Here is a 24679-nt window from a genome sequence, read left to right on the forward strand (position 1 = left end):
GATAACCATTGTATGTATAAATATTAATATAAAAAATACATAACCTCTTTTCTAATTCATTACTGATGAAACCTTCAAAATTGCACCCTTCTTTAGGAGGAATAAAGGAGAATGAAAATAGTAAAAAACATAACCGAATTTTATCATTTATTAGTAAATGATGAAAAACTCCTTCGTTTACTGTACTACATGCCAAAGGATCGACTTGATGATCCACTTGATGACTTAAAAATGGATGTATCTCAATTACCTGAGAAAGACAGTATACTTAACAATTTAATAGTTATAGGTGATAAAACTAATGATCTAGCATCAGACACAAATATTTGTAGAATTTGTTTATACACAGGTACTCGTATGCCACAAAAAAATTATCTAAAAAACTTAAATCAATTTACGGATAATCCTTATTCTAGCACTCAACAGTATATCTTTGATATTTATACGCCTGTTTCTGTCAATAATACTGATTTTCGGCTCGATTGGCTCGGCGAAAAGCTAAACGAAGTATTGTTTCAAGAAGATGTTGAGGAGTTTGGGGATTTAAGATTCCATAGCGGATTCCCAATTACGAATGCTCCTAATGACTTTGTTGGTTATCGTTGGACTTACATTATGCCTTCAGGGCAACAGCCAATGGGATTTAGATCATGAATATCAGCACTAAAAAGGCATTTGGAAAACCGATTAAATATAAAGGTTTAAATATTTACCCTGTAAAAATGAACGATGCAGATGAATTTTATGATGCGGTACAATGCTTACTTTTACCTAAAAACGATTTTCCACAACCAGAAATAATTAGAATGTCTTACTTCCTGTTTTTACTTGCTATGTCTCAGAACGACGGTGGACACGAAATATTAGAAAAATTACTTTCATTATATCGTTTAGTTTTTAAAACTGATGACATCCAAATTTCAATGAATGAAAAGGGTATGGCCTTTATAATCGTCAACGGAATTTCTTTGCATGAGCGTGATTTTGATAAAATTAAAACTTTCATAAGTGAACAAAATCTTATTGATTTAGATGATGAATTTATCGACCCTGGTACAAAGAAAGCCATTCAAGAAGCACGTGCATTTATGGCTAAAAGAAAAACAAAACAGGCAGATTTAGAACAACAAATAATAGCATATCATTGTAAATCCGGCTTACCCTACCATGAAATTGAACAACTAACTCTTTATCAATTCCACAAAGGATTAATTCGTATGGACTATATGATCAGTAGTGATGCAATTCTTAATGCACGCTACTCCGGAATGATTGAATTCAAAAATGAACAAGATCTTCCACACTGGTTAGGCCATATTGAAGAGCCGGAGAAAAATGAGGATGTCATTATTACAAAATCAGCATTTGACCAACAAATGAAAAAACTAGGACTTGAGCCTAGTTCAAATAAATAATAATAATAACTAAAAGGATGGTAATATTTTATGACACAACAAAACCAATTTTTAACTTCAGTAGCAAACGTTCGTTTATTTGATCGCTTAACAGATGAATTAATTTTAAATGGTAAGACTCTTCTAAATTCATCTATGACACAAGCAATTCAAACACAAGCAATTCACGCAGGAAAAGGCTCTAAAAAGGTGTATGAACTTAACTACCAAAAAGAATTAACATTTTCTATTGAAGATGCTGCTTTCGATACTGCCTATATCGCTTTACAAAATGGTACAGAAATCAACCATCAACTAGCTGAATTCTTTACTGACGAAATTATTTTACTTGATGCAGACGGTAAAGGTACCTTAGCTGATACACCTGTTGGAAAAGTACACGTAGAGCAACTAAACGGTACATTTACACAATACGCGCCTGCTGGTAAAGATATTTCTGTCCCTGCTCTAGCTGGAAAAGAAGTACAGGTTGTCTATGCTGTTCAGGAAATGATGGATACAATTGAAATCTCTGCTGATTCCTTCCCTAAAGCAGTTCGCATGGAATTAAATGTCGATATTCGTTCGAATAACGGAAAAACTGGTGAAGTGATTATTGAAGTGCCCAACTTCAAGCCAAATGGAGCTGTTGAAATTTCAATGACACATGAAGGTGTTGCTTCTTCTTCCCTAGCAGGTAGCTCACTTGCAGATAAAAAAGGAAACTATGCATATATCAAGCTTCGTAATTTATCTGAGGAAAAAGTACAATTTACTGCCCTTGCTGCAAATCCTTCTCGCTTAGTTCTTGATTCTGCTGTTGCTGGGGATTCTCAACGTATTACAGTATTAGGTATTCGAGGCGCAGGCTATAGCAATGTACTTTTACAAAACAATGAGTTAACTTGGAAATCGAAGAACACGTCAATTGCTACTGTAGATGCAAATGGTGTCGTTACTTTAGGCGCTGCTGCAAAAGCAAATGATCAAACGACTATTGAAGTAACTGATGGTACATTTAGTGAAACAATTGCTGTAGATGTTATTTAAATAAATTAATTTAAAATGGGTAGAGATTTCATTCTCTACCCTCTTTATTTCTAATGAAGGAGTTCAAAAATGACAAAACGTGAAACGAAATTATCATTAGCAGATATACAAAAAAATGCAGATGCCTTAAATAAAAAGCAAATGTTTTACATTGATCAAGAGCAAGGAAAGTTTATTTATTTTTATCCTAAATTTAGTAAACGTAAAATAACAATTTTGATAAGTGAATTAGCTGATACAATTGAATATGTTCAACAAAACAAACTGGATTTCTTTCAAAATGATCATGAATTAAATAATTACATTTTATTTTTAATCATTAAACATTTTACTGATTTACAAACTGAATTAAAAGATAAGCCAATTGAAACGCATTTTGCAACAATGAATCAACTAGTAGACATTGGCTGGTATGAAATATTTTTAACTGAAATGTTTACAATGAATGAGATTTCCAATGTGTTAGAGGAAATTAATAAACGACTAAACATAAGTTTCAAATATTTAGAAATAGAAAAAGAGTTCTTCAATATCTTAAAATCAAACGTTGTTGAGACAACCAAATAAACATCCTAAAAAGAACGACTAAGGAACTTCTGATTTTTAGTCTTTGCAAATAAATTTTTAAAATTTTGAACTACTCCCCTACCTGCTTTAGGTGGGTATTTGAACATTTTAGGATATTTACTGTCTTATTCATTATTAAATAAAGATAAATTGATCAATACAGCTGCCATACAGTAGCTGTTTTTTCTGTTGTCTAAAAATTAGGAGGGAAAACCGATTGAGTACTGGTGGTGGACAAACAAAACCAACGGAGCTATTAGTCGCTCTAGGTATCAATGACGAGATTTCTAAGAAAAATATTAATACATACATACAACGATTAAAAAACATACCTAATCTAACAATTAACTTAGATGTAAAAGGACATAACACACAAATCTTTATCGAATATGAAAAACAAATAAAAGCGTTAGAACGGCAACTCGAAGCCTCTAATCAAAAACTAAAAAATATTGGAAACGGAGCATCCCCTCCCCTTCCATTTTTCGATGAATTCAAACAACAAGTCACTCACTCTGTAAAATCTATAGCCACTCTAAATAAAACTTTCGGAGATTTAAAAATAAATGTCAACGCATTTTACAAACAACTAGCAAAAGTCCCTACCGGCGACCTACAATCTCTTGAAAAAATATTGACCCAACTGAAAACAGAAATGCAAACAGTCAATACTAATGAATTTAAATTAAACGGCATTCAAGAAACACAGCAAAATTTACAAGCTTTAGAAGCCAATTTAAATAACATCTATGAACTACAAAAAGCATATGCAGACACTGCCGACTTCGAACAATTAACCTCAAAAATCGTTGAATTAAATACTCAAATTACAAATATCCAACTAGGTGAAGGTTTAAATATTACAGGTATATCGGATATTCCAAACCAATTAGAGAAAATTAATCAGGGTATTATCGAGTTCGGAAACAATACGAAAGTCGCCGCTCAAGATTCTACTAATCTCTTAACCTCGTTTATTGATGGAGCAAAACGAGCTTTTGAATTAACAGAATTTATTAAGAAAAAGAGAGAGGAAATTAAACCTCCTAAAATCGATGAAGATTCGTCATCGATCGAAAAAACTTCTAATTATGATTCAACAAACGTATCTTCTAAGAAAAATAAAAAACGACGTAATAAAGTTAATAATACTAAAACAAGTGAAAAAGCTACTGCAAAAATAGCGGAAGAAGCATCTTCAAAGATAGGCGGCGGACTTGCGGCAATTGGCGGTCTTGCTACTATCGGAAGAGGTCTCCTAGCATCAACAGGCATTGGTGCAGCATTAGTTCTTGCAGAATTCGGCATAAACAAATTACAAGAAAGCAGAGCTAAAGCCAAACAAATGGCTGAAGAATTAAAAGCAGAACAAAAGAATATAGTGGACTCTTATATTGCTAATGCCCCAGATATTGATAGCCTCACATCCAGATATGGTGAATTAGAGAAATCCATAGCATTAGGCAATACAGATTCTTCTATCTTAACCGAATATCAAGAGATTTCGAATCAACTTGGAGAAATCTTACCTCATATTGTTGCCCGTGAGGATGAATTTGGAAATAAGATTATTGGTTCTTCAGAAGCTTTGAAAGTAAAAATCGAATTGCTTAAAGAACAGCAAGCTATCGAGTCGCAAATTGCTGAACAAGCGGCCAAAGAAAAACGTGATGAAGATATAAAAATTCGAAAGAAATCTATCTCTGATCTAATGAATGAGTATGACAGTAAGATAAGTGGAGCTGCAATAAGCTTAACGCAAAATGCCCAGACTCCATTAACAACAGAAAGTGTGAAATTTTATGATGATCACTTAAAGCCATCTCTAAAAAAACCAGAAGATTTCGATAATAAAATAAAGGAAATAAAAAAACTTCAATCTGATGCTGAAATAAGTGGCAACAACTACCTGGCGGATCATTACAAAAATTTAAGTGACGCTGTTAAGCATCATAAAAAGGAGATTATTGAAACCGAGAAAGAGATTAATCTAAGTGTCTTAGCACAAAAAGATGACTACATTTCCAATATTGCTGATGTTATAAGCGAAAATGAAAGATTAACTGATAGTATTAAAAACAATGCTGAAGGTTTTGCAGCACAATTAATTGCCGCAGTAGATGCAAGTGATGTAGATACTTTGCAAAAATCATTAACCTCATTATTTTCAAACGAGGATGCAACTACATTAATAAATGATGTTATAGGTTCTTTCCAAAATATGGAGAATTCTACTTCTGAAACTTTTGACTCAATGGCTGCCCAGACTAAAGATAGAATAGGAAATATATCTGAAGATTTATCAAAGCTAGGTTTAAGTGAAAAAGAAGTAAGTAGTATTACAGATTCGTTGAAACAACGATTTAAAGAGACTACTCAGACACAAAAAGAACTTTCTATTGAAATGAAAGTTAATAACTTGACATTCGCTGAAGCAAAAGAAAAAGTTTTTGGTTATAAAGATGAAGTAGAGAAACTTACAACGAGTTATGAACAACTAGCAGGTGTTTCTCAGAAAAAAATTAGTGACACTTCAGATTTATTATTACAATATGAATCATTAACTAATCAATTAAAGGGATATAATGAAGAAGAAATTCGTAACCTTAGTCAAAAAGGAAATTTAACAGCGGAAGAACAGCGCCTTATAGATTTATTGAATTCAAAACAGTTAATCATGAGTAGTTTAAATACAATCTATCCAATCCTTCTTGATAAAGATGGTAAAGCAATAACCTTAAGTGAGGAAAAAATTAATGCTATTCAGGCCGAAAATCATGCAAATGAAACATTATTAAAAGCATACCAATTGGCTCGAGATGGAAAATTAACTGTTGAACAGCAGATGACAGTAGATGCAGCAAAAGCTGCTAAAGATCGAATTGAGATTAGAAGAAGTGAAATCCAGTCATTAATGGCGGTTAATTTAGGTTTACAAGAAGTTATTGACAACCAAAATAAGGGGTCCAAAATGACCGATGGCGAGGGTCTTGGAGCAATGAGGGCTTCTATGATTCAGGCTGCTAATAATGCGAAAATCGAGGATAAAACAAAAGAGTTAAATACCTTTCAAAAACAGTTAGATAGTAATATATCCTCAATTGACAAGTTTATTTCTTCCAATAGGTCTTCTCAAAATGCAACCAATAAGGCAAATAAAGCAGCAAAAGAAGCCAATAAAACTACAAAAGATTCCATCTACATTACAGATAAATATAAACAATCATTAGATAATTTAAATCTTGAGATTGAAAAACAAGTAAAAATTCAATCTTCTTTACCGAAACATTCCAATGAATATCGAAAATCGCTTCAAAACCAACTTAATCTTGAAAGAGAAAAATTAAATTTACTTGAAAAACAAGAGAAATCTATAAAATCCCAAATAGCATCTGGAAAGATCAATAAAACAGGGACTGTTTCAAATACCTCAACAACAACTACTACTCAAAAATTAAGTGGTTGGTCAGGTAGAATTTCAAGTAACTTTGGCTATAGAAATTTAAACGGTAATTCAGATAATCACCGTGGTATAGATATCGCAATGCAGCGGGGTACTAAGGTAGATGCAAACATTAGTGGTAAAGTAATTGCTAGTGGTCTAGCAGGAAAAGATAATGACTACCATTCATCCTATGGTAATATCGTCGTTATTCAGGATGAAAATAATTTAAAACATATATATGCCCATTTAGATAAAGCGGTTGCTAAATTGGGTTCAACAATCGACGTAGGACAGCAAGTCGGGACTGTAGGCTCCACTGGTAAAAGTACTGGTCCACATTTACATTATGAAATTAATAAAAATGGAAATATACCAATTAATCCTACAGACTACATAAATAATGCCAGGTCAGGTATTGTAAGTTCAACAGGTATTACTGCAGTTGAAACAACTCAACAAGCCATCGATCAGGCCAAATCTGAATTAGTAAGTATGCAAAGGGACATCCTTAATCAAAAGGAATTAATCTCCAAAATAGAAAAAGATATTATTGATTCCCAATTATCTTATTATGATTGGAAACGTACTAACATACAATCTAATTTAGATTATGAGGATGCTAAGATAAAATTAGTTGATAAAAGTTCTAACAGATATTCGAAGACAATTGATTTACAAACGAAATATTTAGAGCAAAAACAAGCAGTTAATAACCAAGAATTAGAATACATAGAAGGTTTAATTAAAAAAGGTTCTTTGTCTGCAAACACTCTTGATGAAATGAAAAGCAGATTATTAGAATTAAAGACTGAAATGCTTGACACTAATAATGCTATTTCGCAACTGGCCTTAAATAAGCTTGAAACATTTAATTACCAACGCAGTTTACCAGAATCACAGCTTGAATATGAAAATGTCAAAATTAAAGAGCTAGATACGAATTCAGCTAGATATGCAAAGACGTTACAGCTAATGACCACATATATGAATCAAAAACAAAATGTTAATCGTAGCGAGTTGAATTATTTGCAGCAACAAATTGCAAGTGGTAAACATTCTGGAGAAGTTTTAGAAAAGCTAAAAGAGCGTTATTCACAGCTAACAACTGAAATGAAATCTTTAGACATTGAAATACGCGAAAAAAACTATGAAATAATCCTCAATATTAAAACTCATTACGACGAAAAAAATGATGCCATTCAGTATCAAATTGATAGAAGTAAAATTATCCAGTCTATGTACAAAGAAGGCTCGGCGGATGCAACGCGTGAAATAAATTTCCAAATGAGACAAACACAGATTTTAATAGACAATGTTGCAGCATCAATTGCAAGAATCCAACAAGAAATGCTCCACCTAGATATAAATTCAAAAGACTATAAGGATTTAAATGCTCAACTTCAAGATATGTCTCGTAATTGGTGGAATTTGAAAGCTAATTTAAAAAGTTATAATGATGAATTGAAAGATACTAACGATAAAGTAGAAGAAGAACTTGCCAATAAGTTATTTAATGCCTACAAAGAATACATGCAAGAAAAACGGGACGCACATATAAAAAGTATTGACGAGGAAATTAAACAGGAAAATGAGCGTCACGATAAGGTGATTGACAATTATAAAGACGAAATGGATTTATTTAGAAAAAATGTCCAAGACAAATTGAAACTAATTGACAGACAAGAAGCCCAACGCGATTATAATCAGGATATTAGCAAGCTTGAAAAAGAACGTGGCGATGTTCAGGGACAATATAATCTACTTCTACTGGATAATTCTCATGAAGCAAAAGCGAAACGTAAAAAGCTACAAGAACAGCTTCAACAAATTGATGAGGAAATTTCCGAAAAACGTCGTGATCGTGAAATTGAGTTACGAAAAGAATCTTTAAACGATCAGTTAGAAGCGAAAGAAACTGAGATTAGTAAAAAAGAAGAACTTGAAAATGAATATCATGAAAAAGAATTAAATTTATTAGATGAGAAAAAACAATATTGGGAGCAATACTATACAGATCGGTTAAATGATGAACGAAAATTACAGGAATTTAAAGATAAAATTCGTAATAAAGAATTTGAATCTTTAAAACAGGAATTTGAGGAACATAAAGCTTGGTTAAAAGAAAGTATGCCTGAGTTAGAGAAAACTCTTACTGACTCTATGGATGTGGTTGGAACTTCTATTAGACAAAACATTATTGATGAATTAGAGCACGCTCTAAAATTAATGGAAGAGTTCGGGAAAGCACAAAATGAAAATGGCGAGTATGGATCTTCAAAAAATAATCCAACTAATGGAGATAGTAGTTCTTCCTTATCCTTAGGTGATAAGCAGGTGCTTTTAGCAAAATATATGACGGATGTTCTTACTAAAGATGAGAGTCCTGGTCGTCAAGCTAGCATTAGAGAAAAAGCACATGCATTAGCGGCTGAAGGTAGAAAAAATAACTCTTCAATTACGGCTAATACTAGTTTTGATAACTATATTAATACATTAACCCAAGATCAGAAACAAGAATTAGCGAATTATTTCAAATCATCAGCAAATACGGTTGTTGATTCTAAGTATCTTCAAGATTATATAACAGACTACGGCAATATATTGTCAGGTTCTGGAACACACTATACAGAAGAAAAAAGTAAAACGATTAACCAAGGTGATAAAGAAATTTTATTAGGAAAATATTTCACTGAAGAACTCGTTACACAAGAAAGCCTTCCATCTAGACAATCACTAATTAGAGAAAAGGGACATCAATTAGCAAACAAAGGTAGAAATCAAAATAATGGTACAATTCCTTCAGCTTTAAGTTTTAGAGCAGCTCTTAATAATTTCTCAAAAGAAGCACTAGAAGATTTTGCAAATTTTGTAGAAACAAACATTAGCCAATTTATAGAAACACCCTACTTACGTAGTGCAGCAAAAAGAATGGCTGCACAATTAAAAAACTCTGCTTCTGCCTTCCAAGGAGGAATGACGAGTTATTCAAGCAATGGTATCGACGGATTTGGAGGCAAAGCGATGATTGTTCATCCAAATGAATTAATTAACTCCCCTATCGATACTAACAACTTGCTATCAATGGCTAATATTATGGAAAGAGCAGGCTTATTCTTCCGACCACTTTTAGATCAACTCCCATCATTCAGCAATACTCTAGGTACTGTTCAAACCGCTTCTGCTTCAACTTATGGAGATATCAATATTGAATTTAACATAGACAAAATGAATGGTGATATGAATGATTTAACGAGATTTAGCAAAATGATTAACGCAGATTTATTACGTAAGAGAGGGATGAGAAACTAGTGTTAGAATCAATTCATTTTATGTATGACAATATCTCATCTAAGGATATGGGGGTTTATATAGGATGGTCTTCAGGCAACTTGTTTGAAGAAAATCTTCTTCCCACGCGACGAATTGTTGAGAAAAAAATAGCTAATAATGAAATACCTTACTTTCAGAGAGTGGAGCATGAACCACTCTCTTTTAAATTATCTTTTTATCTAGAGAATTGGGTAAATGATGGAGATTTAAGAAAAATTGCACGTTGGCTTTTCCAGCCATATTACAAGCCACTTGTGTTTGATCATAGCCCTAATAGAGTAATGTATGCCCTTGTAGAAGGTGATTCTACTTTAATCCATAACGGGCTAAAACAAGGTTATGTTGAATTAACAATTAGATGCTCCTCCCCCTATACATATTCTCACGAGCATATCAGCGATGAGATAGAATTCAGAGAATCGAATAAAAGCTATATATTAAAGGAAGACACCTCTACATTTGCTCAAGGTGAATGTCAAAATATGAAGATTACAGCAAATGGATTGACGATTGATGAGATTAATAACACATGGGGCATTCTGTATGCCAACATTAATAATTGGGGTGACATGTAAAATGGAAACGACAAAAAAGCTAGGATTAAAAATAGTAACAGATTCATCATTTGAAAAGGATGATATAAAAGAGACAGTTATCAACTACGGTACAAACTTTAATAAGCTAGAAAAATATCTTACAACTTCAGTTCAATCTATCGAAGAATTACAGGATAATACACTTTACTCCATGGGTCATATCCTTTGGAACAAAACACCTAACATTGGTGGCCACATTGGATGGGTTGCAACCCGCGAAGGTATTCACGCCAAAAGATGGAAACCTAATAAAAATTATATCGTAGGCGATTTAATAAAAGCAGAGCCTGATAATGGTGGACTGTACGAGTGTGTGGTTGAGGGCAAAAGCACCACTACCCTCCCTACTTTTCTTACAGGTATCAATCAAGAATTTTACGATGCTAATGGTATGAATTGGCGAGGAGAATATAACTACGAAGTGGGCGATCTTATTTTTCCTACAAATGGCAGTAAACAATTCTACTATATTTGTGAAACTGCCGGTTATTCCTCCCCTTCTGAGCCGGAATGGTTTTCTATCCAAAATAATACGGCCTTTGTAGATGGCTCTGTTGTTTGGAGAAAAGCTCAAACAATTAAGTGGAAACGAATTGGCAACAGCTGTGATTTTAGACCATTCGGAAAAATAGAATAGAGGTGCTTATATGAAAAGCTGGGGTTCCCTATTAAGTGTTAAAGGCTCATACACCTCCAAAGCTCATTTAATTTCAACAGATTCACCAAGTTATTTAACGACCTTTGCTGCCGACATTATAAATGTACATGCAAAACAAGTTCAATTTTTTTATTCAGTATCCTATGATCACATCACATGGACAGATTGGAAAGAAATAAATTTCAATGATACAAATCTTTTGGATCAATATGATCTCAAAGGATTATTTTTTAAATATCAAATTACAATGAGTGCCTCTAAAGAACATGAAAGGCCTTATATACAATCATTTTCAATCCAATTTGACCCATGTGCTATTTTTGAAAACTTAGGTGATTTCATTGTTAAACCTAAAGTTTGGCTTAGAAAAAAGAACGGTAATGGAGACATTGAAATTACCAATACGATGACCAACCAAAAGATGCAGTTACGAAATTTAATCAATGATGAGGAAGTATTTATTCATTGTCAGAAAGAGGAAATTGTATCGAACAGACAAAATCTAGGGGTCTATCGATATGACGATCATAATGATGAATTTTTAGAGTTAGTTACTGGGAAAAACTATTTGAAAGCAAATGGAGACTTTGATATGCAAGTTAGATATCAGCACGTATTTATACAACAATAGTTCCCTGAAAGGAGGTGATAAAGTGAATTTAGGTGATATTAACTATAACTTAAAAGCTGCACAACCAAAAGTTTTCCTCTGCAAGCCAGATAAGAAAACCATTGCATTATTAAGTGAAGCATATGATATTAGCTACAATACAAAATTATCTGTATTAAACGAATTATCCTTTAAAATCCCAACAGTAATCGTTGAAGACGGAATTCCAAAGGATAATGAAAACATAAAAAAAATAAAGAACCGCTATTTATTTAAATTTAAGTTTGGTTCTATCACGGAATACTTTTTATTAAATGAATCCAACAAATCTTATAGCGAGGACGAGTTTATCCAATACTCCGCTCTATCCCTAGGGGTTCAACTTAGCGACAAAAATATTAGAGGTTATGAGGTAGTTAGTAAAACACTCTCCCAAATTTCCGAGGAAATTTTATCATCAGCTAATACTAATTGGAAAGTCGGATATGTAGACAGCTTTTTTGAAACGTATCGTAGTTATGAAGTATCTTCCAATAACATACTTGAAATCATTTATGAGCTGGCGAATATTTGGAATGCTTTAATTGTTTGGGACACCATTAAATTCGAAATTAATTTCTATAGACCTGAAAACATCGGCAACAATAAAGGTTTTTACATAAGAGATGGAAAATACTTAGAAAGCTTTAATTTCTCAACGAACACAATCGACACAATAACTCGGTTAAAGGCTTATGGTCAGGATGGGCTAACAATACATCGATTAAATCCCACTGGACAACCTTTTATTGAAGATTATCGATATTATATCTATCCCTTCAAACGTGAAAATGGGGTAGTCATTCGTCACTCGGAATATATGAGTGATGCATTATGTATGGCATTAGAAGACTATCAAGCATTGATAGAATCACTCTCAGAAAAGTTCACTAATTTAACTAGTTCTATTACAACACAACTCTCCATTATTCAAACGGAGGAACAACGCTTTAGCAATCTTCTAACAGAACGAATTATTATAGAGGACGAGTTAGATTTATCCAATGCGAATTTTCAATCTGGTACCCCTGCTCATCAGGATATTATTAATCGATTAGAAGAAAAAAGAGCCGAAATTTCTAATCAAGAAGCTTTTATTAGAGATTTAAAATACCAATTAGGTAGTTATGAAAATGAATTAGAAGTATTAAGAAGCAAGCTACTAAGAGAAAATAATTTTTCCAAAGAATTATTAACAGAGCTCTCTAACTTCGAAATTGAAAAAGAATATATCAATGACTCGATAGTTGAAGAGGCAGATTTGCTAGAAGAAGCAAAAGAAGTTTTTCGACAGTTTTTAGAGCCTAAAATTAAATTAGATATGAATATGATTGATTTTTTATCTATCGTAGAATGTCAAAATGATTGGGACAAGCTTAATCTAGGTGATATCGTAAGTGTTCGGTATGACAGATTACAGGTTGATATAAAAGCTAAGATTACGGAAATTACATATGATATTGAAAGAGAAACCATCTCAGTTATTATCACGAACGAAATTGATGAACAAAATACATGGTTAGATAAAATTGAAAAAGCCGGAAATACTTCCACTCTCGTTCAAATGGAGAAGTGGAAATGGAGTCTATCTGAAGAAAATAACGGCGCCATCAACGACATTATTAATAATAAATGGAATGCATTGAAAAACGCTGTGACAGCTGGCTATAATCAGCAAATCGAAATAAGTGAACGCGGTATTACTGTCAAAGATTTAACGGATCCCTTAAGTTGGCTCGTCATTCAAAATGGCTTTCTAGCAATCACAAATGATAACGGGAACTCCTGGAAGCATGCGATTTCAAAGGATGGTATTTTCGGGGAAAGAATTTTTGGGAAAATTATTTCGGGAGTTAACCTTGCAATTGAAGATGAATCAGGTATTTGGTTGACACGTGGTTCACGTACTACAATTTATAATCGCAATCGAGATGAAGTAATGCGCCTAGGACTTGTAACAGACACGGGTGAGCCTGAATGCTTTGGTTTAACTTCTTGGAATGATATCACACGGGTTGCCATTACAACTTGTGAAGGCTTTTCAGTTAGTCAAAAAGATCGTGACTCCTGGAAAAAAATATTATGGGCGAATACAGATGGAACACTATACTCTCAAAATATGGTCGCTGAAAATATTAAAATCGTCAATAACTTAGACCAATTAATTTTAGATGCCGAGAATAACTATTTTGATATTGGTTTGTTTGACAAAATTGTTGCGGATGGTAAATTGACGACACTTGAAAAGCTAGAGCTTATAAAAGAACTATATAAAATTCATTCAGACTATAAGCTCCTTCTTCAACAGGCTCAAAAATACATAAAGAGTGAAAGAGATAATCTTACGGACGTAGATGGAGAATTTAATACAGCAACACAAACGTTCCCTACTGTCTACTCTACGACTGATAGATATTCAACAAGTGCTTTAAAAAATGCCTATTTGGCGTTAATGAATTATATTTCAAACTATATTAAAATCATTAATAACGGTTATTTAGAATCTCAGAACTTAAATATTGATATGACTGATCCACTTACTGAATCCACGAGTCCAATCGAGAATCGTGGTATTTTTGTGCAAAAGTTTAAAAGTTACTATGATGAAGCAACTCGCCTACGTCAATCAATCGAAGACTCCCTCTTCTATTCAGGTATTCATATGGGTTCGTATAATAACAATTTAATTATGAATGAGTTTGGCTTTATTGCTGTACGTAGTGATGGTAAATATCGTGCATTCCTAAACGCTACAAATGGTCTGGCCCTTCAAAAGTGGGAAAATAATAAATGGGTAAGTAAATTATTTGCTACTTTAGGTGATCCGAAATGGGAGGATGGGACACTTTATGCTGAAGGTTTAGTAACCAAAAATCTTCGGATCGTTGACGGAGATTTAGGAGACGCTATTAAACTTCATTGGAAGGACGGCATTACTATTTACGGCAGAAATGGCGAGATCATAAAACTAAATGCTAATGAAGCCATTTCAATTTACGTTAAACATGATAAAAAATTTTACGTTGGTACAGACGGTAGGCTCTATGCAAAGGATATTACGACACATAATCTTAAAATTGTAGATGGTTTTCTCGGCGAGAAAATTATCTTTGATCAAAGTAACGGTATTACGATTAATGGTAATAACAAAGAACAAATACGTCTAAACGCTAATGAAGGTATTGCCATTGACGCTAACGGCGATAAACGCATATGGATTGGTAAAGATGGACTTATATATGCGAAAAAGCTTCAAATTATGGGCAATGATACGGATGAAATGATTAAAGACATAGATGGAAGCTATATCTCGGATTTAACCGTCAATAAATTAAAAACACTGAACTCCAATAAGCCCCAAGACTTTATTCATATTAAAGACAACTTCTTTAAAATTAAAACAAATTATGGTGGTTCTGAAAAAGACAAACTAACGATTACAGTTAAAGAAACTGGAGATGCTGCCTATCCTCATATGACTTGGGGAGCCGGCGGTAATGGAGGTTCAGGAAACAATGTTGGCTATCAGTATAAAAAAATGGATGGTTTCTATTTCGATTACATAGGTACAGATGGTCAAAAACGAGAATTTGCGCTGAAAAACAGTGATGACTCCATTGTTATGAGAACTCCTCATTCGATGAACTTCGAAGGGAAAAACATTAATCTAAAGGCCTCTACTGCCATTACTTTAGCTGTAGGTGAAAACAAAATTGTCATTAGTTCTACAGGTGTTAAGGTGAATGGCTCTCGAATTGATCTTAACTAAGGAGGTATCATCATGCCTGGTGTAGCAACAAAAGGTAATAAAATACAAACTAGTATGACTTCCAATCATATTAGAATAAAAAAACCCAATGAATATACTTGTGAGCCTGGCTATATAGGCGGTGAGTATTATTCTGGTTATTGGTATGGAGGAGTATGTTACGGTGTTTTAACTCCCCCCTCCTCCCCTTACATTTATGATAATATTAACGGGACAATTGATGGTGAAGTCAACGAAGGAAGCTCTAATGTTTTCGTAAATGGTAAGGCAGTCGCATTTTCAGGAGCCAAAACGTTAGAAAAGGATACATATACAGTGCCTAATGGCTGGACTGTTGAAAGCGGTAATCATACTAGTGCGCACGGCTCCATAACCAGAGGTAGCTCTACAGTGTTTGTCAATGGTAAACCACTTGTTAGAAATGGTGATTCAGCATTAACCCATGCCAACTCAACAACCAAAATAAATGAAGGCTCTAGTAATGTGTTCTCAAATTAAAAAACCGTTAAGAAAGAAGGTGATAATTTGTCACTCCCTATTAATTATTTAGAATTTAAAAACCCTATTCATATTGTTTGGCGAAAGGGAACAGCAAATGATCCATTTATTGATAGACTTGATATTGCTCGTGTAGTAAACCAACGTGTTTTTTTGCTAGAAATCCCCGATCAAATGTACAAAGTACGAATTACAGGCATGTTTGAAATTAACTATGAAGCATTTATAAAAAAGAGCATCGATAAAAATGAATTTTATGTAGATTATACAAATGGCTTCGTGTATTTTCATACATCACGAGAAGCGGAGACCATTTCTATCAATTATAAAGGAAGAGGTCTTATTCTCTATCCGTCCACTCGTATCGTTCATTATGATGGTACCGATTCAACAGAGACATTACATGAAATCATTGAAAAAAGTAAATCTCAAGTCCAAGAATTAATTGATAGAACAGATAGTTACGAAGAATATTTAAAACGTCTTGTCATTGCCATCAATAATTCAAATCATGCTACTGACCAAGCTTTAATTGCTACACAAAAGGCTAAAGATGCAACAGAGCTCGTAAAAGATGCATACGAAACAACAGTCTTAATTTATCAGCCATATGTCAATACATACGATGATATAGCGAAAAAATTCCCCTATCCTGAAGTTGGATGGACAACACAAGTATTTGATACAGGTATACGCTATAGATGGAACGGCAAAGATTGGGTTCCTATCGATGCTTTAGGAGGCAATGTTCCCTTAGCAAATGAAGTGATAAACGGCTTAATGAGTAAAGAACAATACATAAAGCTTAAAGGTATCACAAAATTTGTGAATGAAAAAACAATTGTATTTATTATTCCAAAAGACATTTTACAAGGTATTCAAGACCCACATGTTGTATTTGACTGGAATGGAGAAATTACAGAGATAAAAGCCTCCGTTTCCTCCAAAGGCTCACAACCAACCCCAATTCAAATTCAAAAATCAGCGAATTTTAATGATTGGGTTGATATTACGGATAATCCAGTAATGATTGTTGCAGATAATTATCTTGATAATAAAGCCCATACATTAACTGAAACGAAAATACAAAAGGGTGATATTTTTAGATTACATATCCCCTCTTTTTCTGTTGATGCACAAAATTTATCAGTCAATATAAAAATAATGTTAAACGACTCTCTAAACCCATAATGGCTTAGAGAGTTTTTATATACAAAAAACTAGGAAGAAAGAAGGAATTTTTAATGAATAACAAACCATTGGTATCTTGGTATGAAGGAACAAATGAATTTTCTAAGAAAGTAGACTACACAGTAAATTATGGTACTGTAGATGCTTCCTCACCTTCACCGAAAAAAACATTCTTTATTTGGAATAACAGAGGGGGCCAGGAAGATTGCCCTAAAATGGAGGAGGTAACGTTTACAACTCGCGATAGAGACGGTGGTACTACCGTAGAAGCTGTTCGAGACAACTGGTTTAGAGTTCGTGTTGATTCTTTAGGTGAAACAGATGAAAAATTTTGGACGGAAGTTGGTAAAGGTGGAGTCGATACAAAAAATCCAACAGGTCTTAAGGACATAGGAACAAATGGTACTACGACTAACAAGTTTGCTGAAACAGCTCAAGTATGGTCAAGTCTTAAAACGTTCGCTTTAGGTGCATATGTTAAACCTACAACACCGAATGGATATATTTATAAAGTAATCAATGCGGGAGAAACAAGTGAAAAAGAGCCGTCATGGTTGAAAGTTGAAGGTAATACCTTTTTTGATAACAGTATTGAATATCTTCCAGTAAAAATTGAAAAAACACCAAATGCAAAAGAAATTTTAGGTTTGGCAAATAACACGAAGGAAGATGGCTCTAACGCTCACTTAGCAGGCGGTAACTTTGTTCAAATTACTGTCTATGCAGAGGTGCCAGTAACAGCATCCGCAGGGAAAAATTCTTTAGTACAGCGAGTTTCTTACCGCTACGTTTAATCAATTTAAATCAAGAGGGTTAGGGGGAACTTTCCCTACCCTTTTTTATTGGATTTTATGAAGCTTCAATACAATGAAGGGATTGATAAATATGCTATTTGCAGATTCAAAAAATGTGCAAGCAATCGGTCTTCCTTTTAACTGGAATGCCGATTATGCAAATGGAAAAAATTACGCTGAGTATGACCTGCTCACGCATAAAAAAAATGACTTTTATTTAGTACAGAAAAATCAGGTCGTTCGTTTTGGTTTGTTTGGTCAAGGGATGAAATTTTTCTTCGAAATGTCAGATGGTTCATTCAACTTAATGAGAAGAAGAATTGAAGTTGAGTATATTGATGAAAATGGAAAAACTTATCATTTAACAACAAATTTTGAAAACAAAGACCTTATCACATATAAAGAAGCCTACGCTGACTACAGTAATGCACAAGGTGTTCAACGCTCAAATATCAAGTCAATTAATTTTGGCTACAAAACAATTTACAAGAAAGATGATGTGCAACTATTCTTCCAACCTGTCGTATCACTCCCCTTTAACGAGAGTGCCTTTATTGAAGTCAAATTAACATCGAATAAGGACATGAATGGTTATTTGGCATTCAAATCAGGAGGGATTGAAGTAGAACGTTTCTATGCCCCTTTAGAAGCCAATAGAGCAGGTCAGATTAATTGGGTTATCAAAAACTAACATAAAGAGAGGAAATGCACTATGAAACGATTTTGGCTACGTCTTCCTGAAAAAAATGATTACTTAGAAATAACAGCTACGAACAATAAGTTATCATTGTTTGAATCTTCAACTGAAAAAGCTTACACAGTAGACACAGGGATATATTCACTTGAGAGGTTAAGAGACAATCTTGTTAGTAAAGGTTTAGACGCTAGGATTGGAGAAATCAAAGATTCTAAAAATTTTAAATTCATTGTATTGTTTTTAAACAATTCATTCACATATGTAAATGGTAGTTTTATTACTTTTATTGGTGGCATAGAGTCCATTGACACAGGAGATAGACTAGAAGGAAACATAATTTATATTTAAAAAATTCAGGAAAGGAAGATACTCTATGACAGTTGTAGGCGGTAATTTAGAACGCAAAGAAATTGGATTGACTATTGGTGTTTCAGGAACTCACTATAATACTGAGATTAATAGAACAACAGGTCTTCTTCAATTGATGCAGATTGATGTTGATGGTCATGGAAACCCTATTTACACCAAACAAGGTTCTTGGACTTCTGATGTAGTTGACTTAGGCGATAAGTTTAAGGACTTCGAAAAAGTATTTACCACTAACACAAATAAAGGAGCAAGCTCTTTCGCAATATTAACTAGAGTCTCAGACAATGGTATAGATTGGTCTAATTGGACAGCTATAGCTATGGATGGAGCTATTCAATCTGATACTAAACAATTTATTCAAGTGAGAATAGATTTATTTGCAGGTTTTGTGGTAGATGAATTTATTATAGCAAAAAGTGATTTTGAGAAAAATGAGTTCATTGAAGAAAGAGAAGTTTCATTAGGAAGATATGTAACACCTAAACTAACATCAAACACATCTTCATTAGAAGGGTTTGCTTTTTCTGCAACAGAGTTCCATACTGGCAATTATCCTCCTTGGAAAGCTTTTGATAAAGCAGACACAAGCGAGGGTTACATTACAAAAAGTGGTGTAATAGAAGGTATTCTTGGATTTTGTTTCAATAGTGGCAAAAGGATTACAAAGTACAAAATCAGAAGCATGGCATATAGTAGTGTTTTAAACTCAATGCCCAAAAATTGGATTGTCCAAGGAAGCAATGATACTACAGATGGTATTAACGGCAGTTGGTATGATTTAGACACTCAGAGCAATCAAATTTGGACTACAGCGAATACCGATAAAGTATTCGATATAACAAACAATGCTAGTTATCGTGCTTTTAGAATAAACTGGACAGCGAACAATAATTTCACAGCTTATTCAGGTATAGGAGAACTAGATTTCTATGAAGATGGTGCAACTGCACTAAATCTTAAACGTGAATATGAGAATGACATGACATTAGATAAAACTTGGTCAGATACAGGAAGTATTCATAAAAAGAAGATTAATCGTAATGATTGGGTAAAAATTGATAAATTGGAGGTGCGCACAATTGACTAAGACGCTTATTAAATTCTATCCTCAAATGACTTCTAATACAACTCCTTATCTAACCACATCAAGTGAAACCTATAATGCCACAAGATTGTCTTGGCACGCATTTGATGGCAATGCCTCTACAGACTGGGCTAGTAAATATGTCACAGGATGGCTAAAAATAAATTTTCTAGAACAAAAAAAACTTTCTAATATTTATATTCGTGGAGATGCTACTGCAAGATATTCCCCTAAGAATTTTACAGTTCAAGTCTCCAATGATGATGTAAATTGGGAGTTAGCGTATACTGGAACCAATATCACATGGAATGATAATGAAACAAAAGTGTTCCCTATAGAATTGGCAGAGTCTGGATATAGATATTATAAGATTAATATCACTGCTAATAACACTGGATTATATTCTACAATAACAGATATTTATTTTGATGAATTATTACCTAGTAACAAAACTCTTATTTTACATGATGATGAATATAAGAAGTTCATCCCAAAAACATACTTTCAACCTAAGGATACTAATCTTGTTCCTATAATGACTAGCAATACCACACCGAAAGGAAAAGTATCAGCAAACTACGAAGCTGACCCTGCTTGGGGTGCTTTTGATGATGGTACGAAATCTAGGTCTTTTTGGTTTTCTTCTGACAGTGGTAACCCTAATAACCAATGGCTACAATATGAATTTGTAGAAAGTAGAATTGTGAATAAAGTATCTTTACAATCTTTATCGGTCATATCAGGGGGAAATTATGGGATTAAAAATTTCACAATATTGGGCTCAAATGATGGTGTTAACTATGATGTGTTGTTTAATGGTGTTCATCCAAACAACAGTAGTGAAGTTTTTTATGATTTCCCAAATAAAAATAGCTATAAAATTTATAGAATCAAAGGAAATAGCTACAATAGTGATGCACAAATGTTAATTAGCTCTTTCAAAATGTTCGGTGATGAAGTGTTGGGCAATCCTTCTCATTGGTCAACAGTTTCCTCTACACTTCCAACTTCTACACAGTTTTCTGAAAAAGGTATGGACAACCTATCTCCCCTACTTGACCGCAAAGCAACAGAGCTAGAACCCCTAACAATGTCAGATAAAAGTGAAATTTTAGGTTTTGGTGAGACAGGAAAAGTATTCAGCAAAACTATTTATTTAAAGAAATATTTTGACATTAAAAGCACAAGAACAGAGGTGAAGTAATTACAATGGTGAATTATACTGATAATATTATACCAAAAATGACAAGTAACAGCACAAATGGATTTATAGCTACAGCTAGTAGTGAGTATAGTAGCAATTACCAGCCTTGGGGAGCATTTGATAGAGGGGATAATTATTGGTCTTCATCAAGTGGTTCTTCTAGTGGTTGGATTTCATGCGAGTTTCCAACACCTAGAAAGATTATAAAATTTACTATTAGAAATAGAATTGATGCATCTTCTCCCATAGTTTTTTCATTCGATGGATTTGATGGGGTCAATTGGATAGTTCTATACAAAGAAGACAGGGCCTCATTTTGGAAAGATGGTGAAAAAAGAGAGTACTATGTTAATAATACTAAGGAATATAAAAGATATAGAATTAATATTTCTCAGTCTCAATCTGTTGGTAGATACCCCGAAATAGCTGAAATTGAAATGATGGAAGAGTTAATTTACAAAAAGACTCTTCTTCAATCAAATAAAAAAGTATATTCACTAGAACCAATTGATGCTATCTATGAAACTAAAATGACCTCTAATACTGCCCCCTCTCCATTCGTGGCTAGTGCTAGCAGTGAATATAATTCAACATACCCTGCATGGAAAGCGTTTAATGGTACTAATACAGGTGGTAGCTATGATTATTGGAGTAGTGTTGCAGGAACAAAAGCTTGGATACAAATTAATTATGGCAAAAGAGTTCAAGCTAATATCCTTGAGTTAAGTGCTTCAATGACTACTCAAGAATTAGCGAATGGTATGCCGAGAGACTTCAATATTTTAGCGTCAAATGATAATTCTAATTTTATAAAATTATCTGAATTTAAAGACCAAACGTGGAAAAATGGAGAAACTAAAGTATTTAAGTTTAGAAACAACATTGCATATCAGTATTACAGAATAGAGGCATTTAGTACTAATGGATATGGATATGTATGTATTGGTGAAATATTATTCAAAAACATTGCAAATAATATTATAGAAGTACCAAAAGCAAGTGTGAATAATTTTGTTAACTATGGTACTAATACTTCCAAAAATCTAAACAGAATTATTGAAACTAAAGACTACATTTTACAGGATGAAGTCTCAAAAAATGAACAAGGTCTTTGGACAACTAAAATAGATAGGAAACCACTCAGCATTAGTTTTAAATAGTGCTGAGTTTTTATTTTAAATTTCTTAATACAATAAGGAAGGAATGACTAAATGGCAACAATTGGTCAAGCATTAACTTCTCCCGAAAGTGGTTGGAGAAGATATGATGATACAGATGACTCGTTTAAATATAGTGGAGATTGGAACACATCTGTAGGTGCAGGTATGTATAATGGTTCTAGAAAATATTCAAGCATAGTTGGAGATAAAATTTCTTTTTCATTCAATGGAACAAAATTGAGAATAATAGGAGTATTGGTAACAAACTCAAACACAAATGGAAGTAAAACTATAAAAATTAATATTGATGGAGAACCATATGTATTCTCTAATATAAATTCTTCTACAAGTGCTTCTAGTAATGTTGACCAAGCGCTACTTTTTGAAAAAAGTGGTCTTAATTTTTCTAACCATGTGGTTGTTATAGAATTAGCTTCAAATTTCTTTTGGTTTGACGCTATTGACATAGATGTAAATGGAGAAATATTTAGACCTCCTAATAAAAAACTTTTAATACGTAACAACAGCACTTATTACTCTCTTTCAGAAAACACTCTAATTCATCTATCTGACAACTCTATTAAAAACATGATTTTACATGGTATTGAGCAAGGTAAAGAGATTCAATTAGATGTACCTTTTGATAAACATAGATACTTTAATGACACACCTGTTGATGGTGCGAGTGGCAAAGTGTTTACACATGATGTTGGTAAAATTAATACGTTGAATATCAAAGAAATAAGAGAGAGTAAGTTTGTACCTACTTATAATATGATTGCTACAAGTATGACAGCTAACAATGCTCCTTCTCCTTTTGTAGCAAGCGTTAGTTCTATACATTCTGACCCCTACCCTGCTTGGAGAGCTTTTAATGGTACAGTTATTGATATGGCAGACGCTTGGATTTCGAGTGGTAGCTATGTAAATGGCATAGGCTCAGAATGGATACAAATAGACTATGGTGAATCTAAGTTTGTAAACACTTTGTTTCTAACACATAGAGCAATATCAACATCTAGCTACTCTCCAAAAAAAATAGAAATATTAGGTTCTAATGATGGGAAAACATTTGATGTGTTACATACTGATGATAGTCAAATAGCATGGGGAGTAGGAGAACGCAGAATCTTTACATTTAATAACACACAAGCATACAGATACTATAGATTGAAGATATTGGAGATTCATGGTACACAAGCAGGTTCTTATGTTCAAATAGGGGAAATTCAATTTGGATACAAAGGAGAGGTGAACTAAATTGGCAACAACAGAGCAATTATTAGCAAAATACGGTGTCGCATGGTTTGGTTTTGATGAAGCAAGTGGAAATGTTGTAGACAAGCTAGGCAATGGCTATACAGGCACAGTTACAAACGTAACTAGAGTTGAAGGTTGGAATGGTGAAGGGAAGGCACTAGACTTTAATGGAAATGGATATGTTGATTTCGGTAGAAATTTACTAAATGTAAATGATTTTTCAATTAAGTTTAAAGTTAAAGTTAAGTCATTCCCAACTACAACACCTGCTACTATTCTTCAAAATGAAAATCAATCTACAGGAAATGGACTAGGATATCTTTTTTATCTCTATAATAGTGGGTTATTATCATTTGAATGGTTAACTTCTCGCTCTCCATTTACTATATCTAATGCTGTAGTAACAAGCAAGCCTATAGAGTTAAATAGATATTATGATATACTAATCACTCAAAAAATTATAGACTCAAAACAAATGATATATATATATTTAGATGATGAGTGTGTTGGAATGTCAGTCAGTTCTATAAACTTTAGATTAGGTGGAACTAATCTAATGCTAGGAGCAAACGGATTGACAAGCTACAGGTATTTTTTTAATGGTCAAATTGATGATTTAAAAATCTACAACAAAGCTCTCTCCCCTTCTGACTTCACTCAAAAGCGTTTAGTAGTTAAAACAACAGACAATAAAAACCTTGTTTTATCCCCTACTTCAAATCGTGTAAAAGAGATTCCAAACACAGCAGAATATATGATGTTAGCTCAAGGTGGAGTAGTAAAAGAGATTGATTCAGCAGTTGATAGTCAACCTATTGATTTTACTAAAACTACAACTGAATATGAGATTGTGACTAATAATAAATCAGTATTAGGAAAAGGTAGAATGTTTACTATTCCTATCGGTAGTGATTTTAAAACAGCAATGATTGAGGACAACTATTAAACTAGTTGTCCTTTTAAT

Annotated in this window: 19 protein-coding genes; all 19 read left to right on the forward strand. The window is 33.3% G+C overall.

Features of this window, described 5'->3' with window-relative positions:
• Nucleotides 1-111: 111 nt before the first annotated feature.
• Nucleotides 112-654 carry a hypothetical protein gene (locus tag PVA17_RS07320; RefSeq protein ID WP_274067305.1) on the forward strand — a complete coding sequence of 181 codons (543 nt, stop codon included), beginning with the start codon at nucleotides 112-114 and terminating at the stop codon, nucleotides 652-654.
• Nucleotides 651-1415, forward strand: coding sequence for a hypothetical protein (locus tag PVA17_RS07325; protein WP_274067306.1), 765 nt, complete (start codon nucleotides 651-653; stop codon nucleotides 1413-1415). Before PVA17_RS07320 ends, PVA17_RS07325 begins: the two co-directional genes overlap by 4 nt.
• Nucleotides 1416-1445: 30 nt before the next feature.
• Nucleotides 1446-2444, forward strand: a complete 999-nt coding sequence (locus PVA17_RS07330; protein ID WP_274067307.1) for an Ig-like domain-containing protein — start codon at nucleotides 1446-1448, stop codon at nucleotides 2442-2444.
• Between the two features lie 69 nt (nucleotides 2445-2513).
• A complete protein-coding gene (locus PVA17_RS07335; RefSeq protein WP_274067308.1) occupies nucleotides 2514-3011 on the forward strand; it encodes a hypothetical protein in 498 nt (165 codons plus the stop codon).
• Between the two features lie 217 nt (nucleotides 3012-3228).
• Nucleotides 3229-9765, forward strand: coding sequence for a peptidoglycan DD-metalloendopeptidase family protein (locus PVA17_RS07340; RefSeq protein WP_274067309.1), 6537 nt, complete (start codon nucleotides 3229-3231; stop codon nucleotides 9763-9765).
• Entirely contained in the window at nucleotides 9765-10361 is a 597-nt protein-coding gene (locus PVA17_RS07345; protein WP_274067310.1) for a distal tail protein Dit, read from the forward strand. The genes PVA17_RS07340 and PVA17_RS07345 overlap by 1 nt, the downstream gene beginning before the upstream one ends.
• Nucleotide 10362: 1 nt before the next feature.
• Nucleotides 10363-11019, forward strand: a complete 657-nt coding sequence (locus PVA17_RS07350; protein WP_274067311.1) for a hypothetical protein — start codon at nucleotides 10363-10365, stop codon at nucleotides 11017-11019.
• Nucleotides 11020-11029: 10 nt separating this feature from the next.
• Nucleotides 11030-11671 (forward strand): phage tail domain-containing protein, encoded by a 642-nt coding sequence (locus PVA17_RS07355; protein WP_274067312.1) that lies wholly within the window; start codon nucleotides 11030-11032, stop codon nucleotides 11669-11671.
• Nucleotides 11672-11693: 22 nt separating this feature from the next.
• Nucleotides 11694-15458, forward strand: a complete 3765-nt coding sequence (locus tag PVA17_RS07360) for a phage tail spike protein (protein WP_274067313.1) — start codon at nucleotides 11694-11696, stop codon at nucleotides 15456-15458.
• A 12-nt stretch (nucleotides 15459-15470) separates the two neighbouring features.
• Entirely contained in the window at nucleotides 15471-15956 is a 486-nt protein-coding gene (locus PVA17_RS07365; protein ID WP_274067314.1) for a PAAR domain-containing protein, read from the forward strand.
• Nucleotides 15957-15983: 27 nt separating this feature from the next.
• On the forward strand, nucleotides 15984-17147 hold the full coding sequence (locus PVA17_RS07370; protein WP_274067315.1) for a hypothetical protein: 1164 nt from the start codon (nucleotides 15984-15986) through the stop codon (nucleotides 17145-17147).
• A 53-nt stretch (nucleotides 17148-17200) separates the two neighbouring features.
• Nucleotides 17201-17941, forward strand: coding sequence for a hypothetical protein (locus PVA17_RS07375; protein ID WP_274067316.1), 741 nt, complete (start codon nucleotides 17201-17203; stop codon nucleotides 17939-17941).
• A gap of 91 nt (nucleotides 17942-18032) precedes the next feature.
• The gene (locus PVA17_RS07380; protein ID WP_274067317.1) at nucleotides 18033-18632 is read left to right on the forward strand and encodes a hypothetical protein; all 600 of its coding nucleotides are present in this window, start codon (nucleotides 18033-18035) and stop codon (nucleotides 18630-18632) included.
• Nucleotides 18633-18653: 21 nt separating this feature from the next.
• Nucleotides 18654-18986 (forward strand): hypothetical protein, encoded by a 333-nt coding sequence (locus PVA17_RS07385; protein WP_274067318.1) that lies wholly within the window; start codon nucleotides 18654-18656, stop codon nucleotides 18984-18986.
• Nucleotides 18987-19011: 25 nt separating this feature from the next.
• Nucleotides 19012-20094 (forward strand): hypothetical protein, encoded by a 1083-nt coding sequence (locus PVA17_RS07390; protein WP_274067319.1) that lies wholly within the window; start codon nucleotides 19012-19014, stop codon nucleotides 20092-20094.
• Complete coding sequence (locus PVA17_RS07395) at nucleotides 20087-21295, forward strand: discoidin domain-containing protein (RefSeq protein WP_274067320.1); 1209 nt, start codon at nucleotides 20087-20089, stop codon at nucleotides 21293-21295. Before PVA17_RS07390 ends, PVA17_RS07395 begins: the two co-directional genes overlap by 8 nt.
• A gap of 5 nt (nucleotides 21296-21300) precedes the next feature.
• Nucleotides 21301-22455, forward strand: a complete 1155-nt coding sequence (locus PVA17_RS07400; RefSeq protein WP_274067321.1) for a discoidin domain-containing protein — start codon at nucleotides 21301-21303, stop codon at nucleotides 22453-22455.
• A 51-nt stretch (nucleotides 22456-22506) separates the two neighbouring features.
• Entirely contained in the window at nucleotides 22507-23715 is a 1209-nt protein-coding gene (locus tag PVA17_RS07405) for a discoidin domain-containing protein (RefSeq protein ID WP_274067322.1), read from the forward strand.
• A 1-nt stretch (nucleotide 23716) separates the two neighbouring features.
• Nucleotides 23717-24661 (forward strand): LamG domain-containing protein, encoded by a 945-nt coding sequence (locus PVA17_RS07410; protein WP_274067323.1) that lies wholly within the window; start codon nucleotides 23717-23719, stop codon nucleotides 24659-24661.
• The last annotated feature ends 18 nt before the right edge of the window (nucleotides 24662-24679 follow it).

It is taken from the genome of Lysinibacillus sp. CNPSo 3705, from assembly GCF_028674935.1.
GTDB lineage: Bacteria > Bacillota > Bacilli > Bacillales_A > Planococcaceae > Lysinibacillus.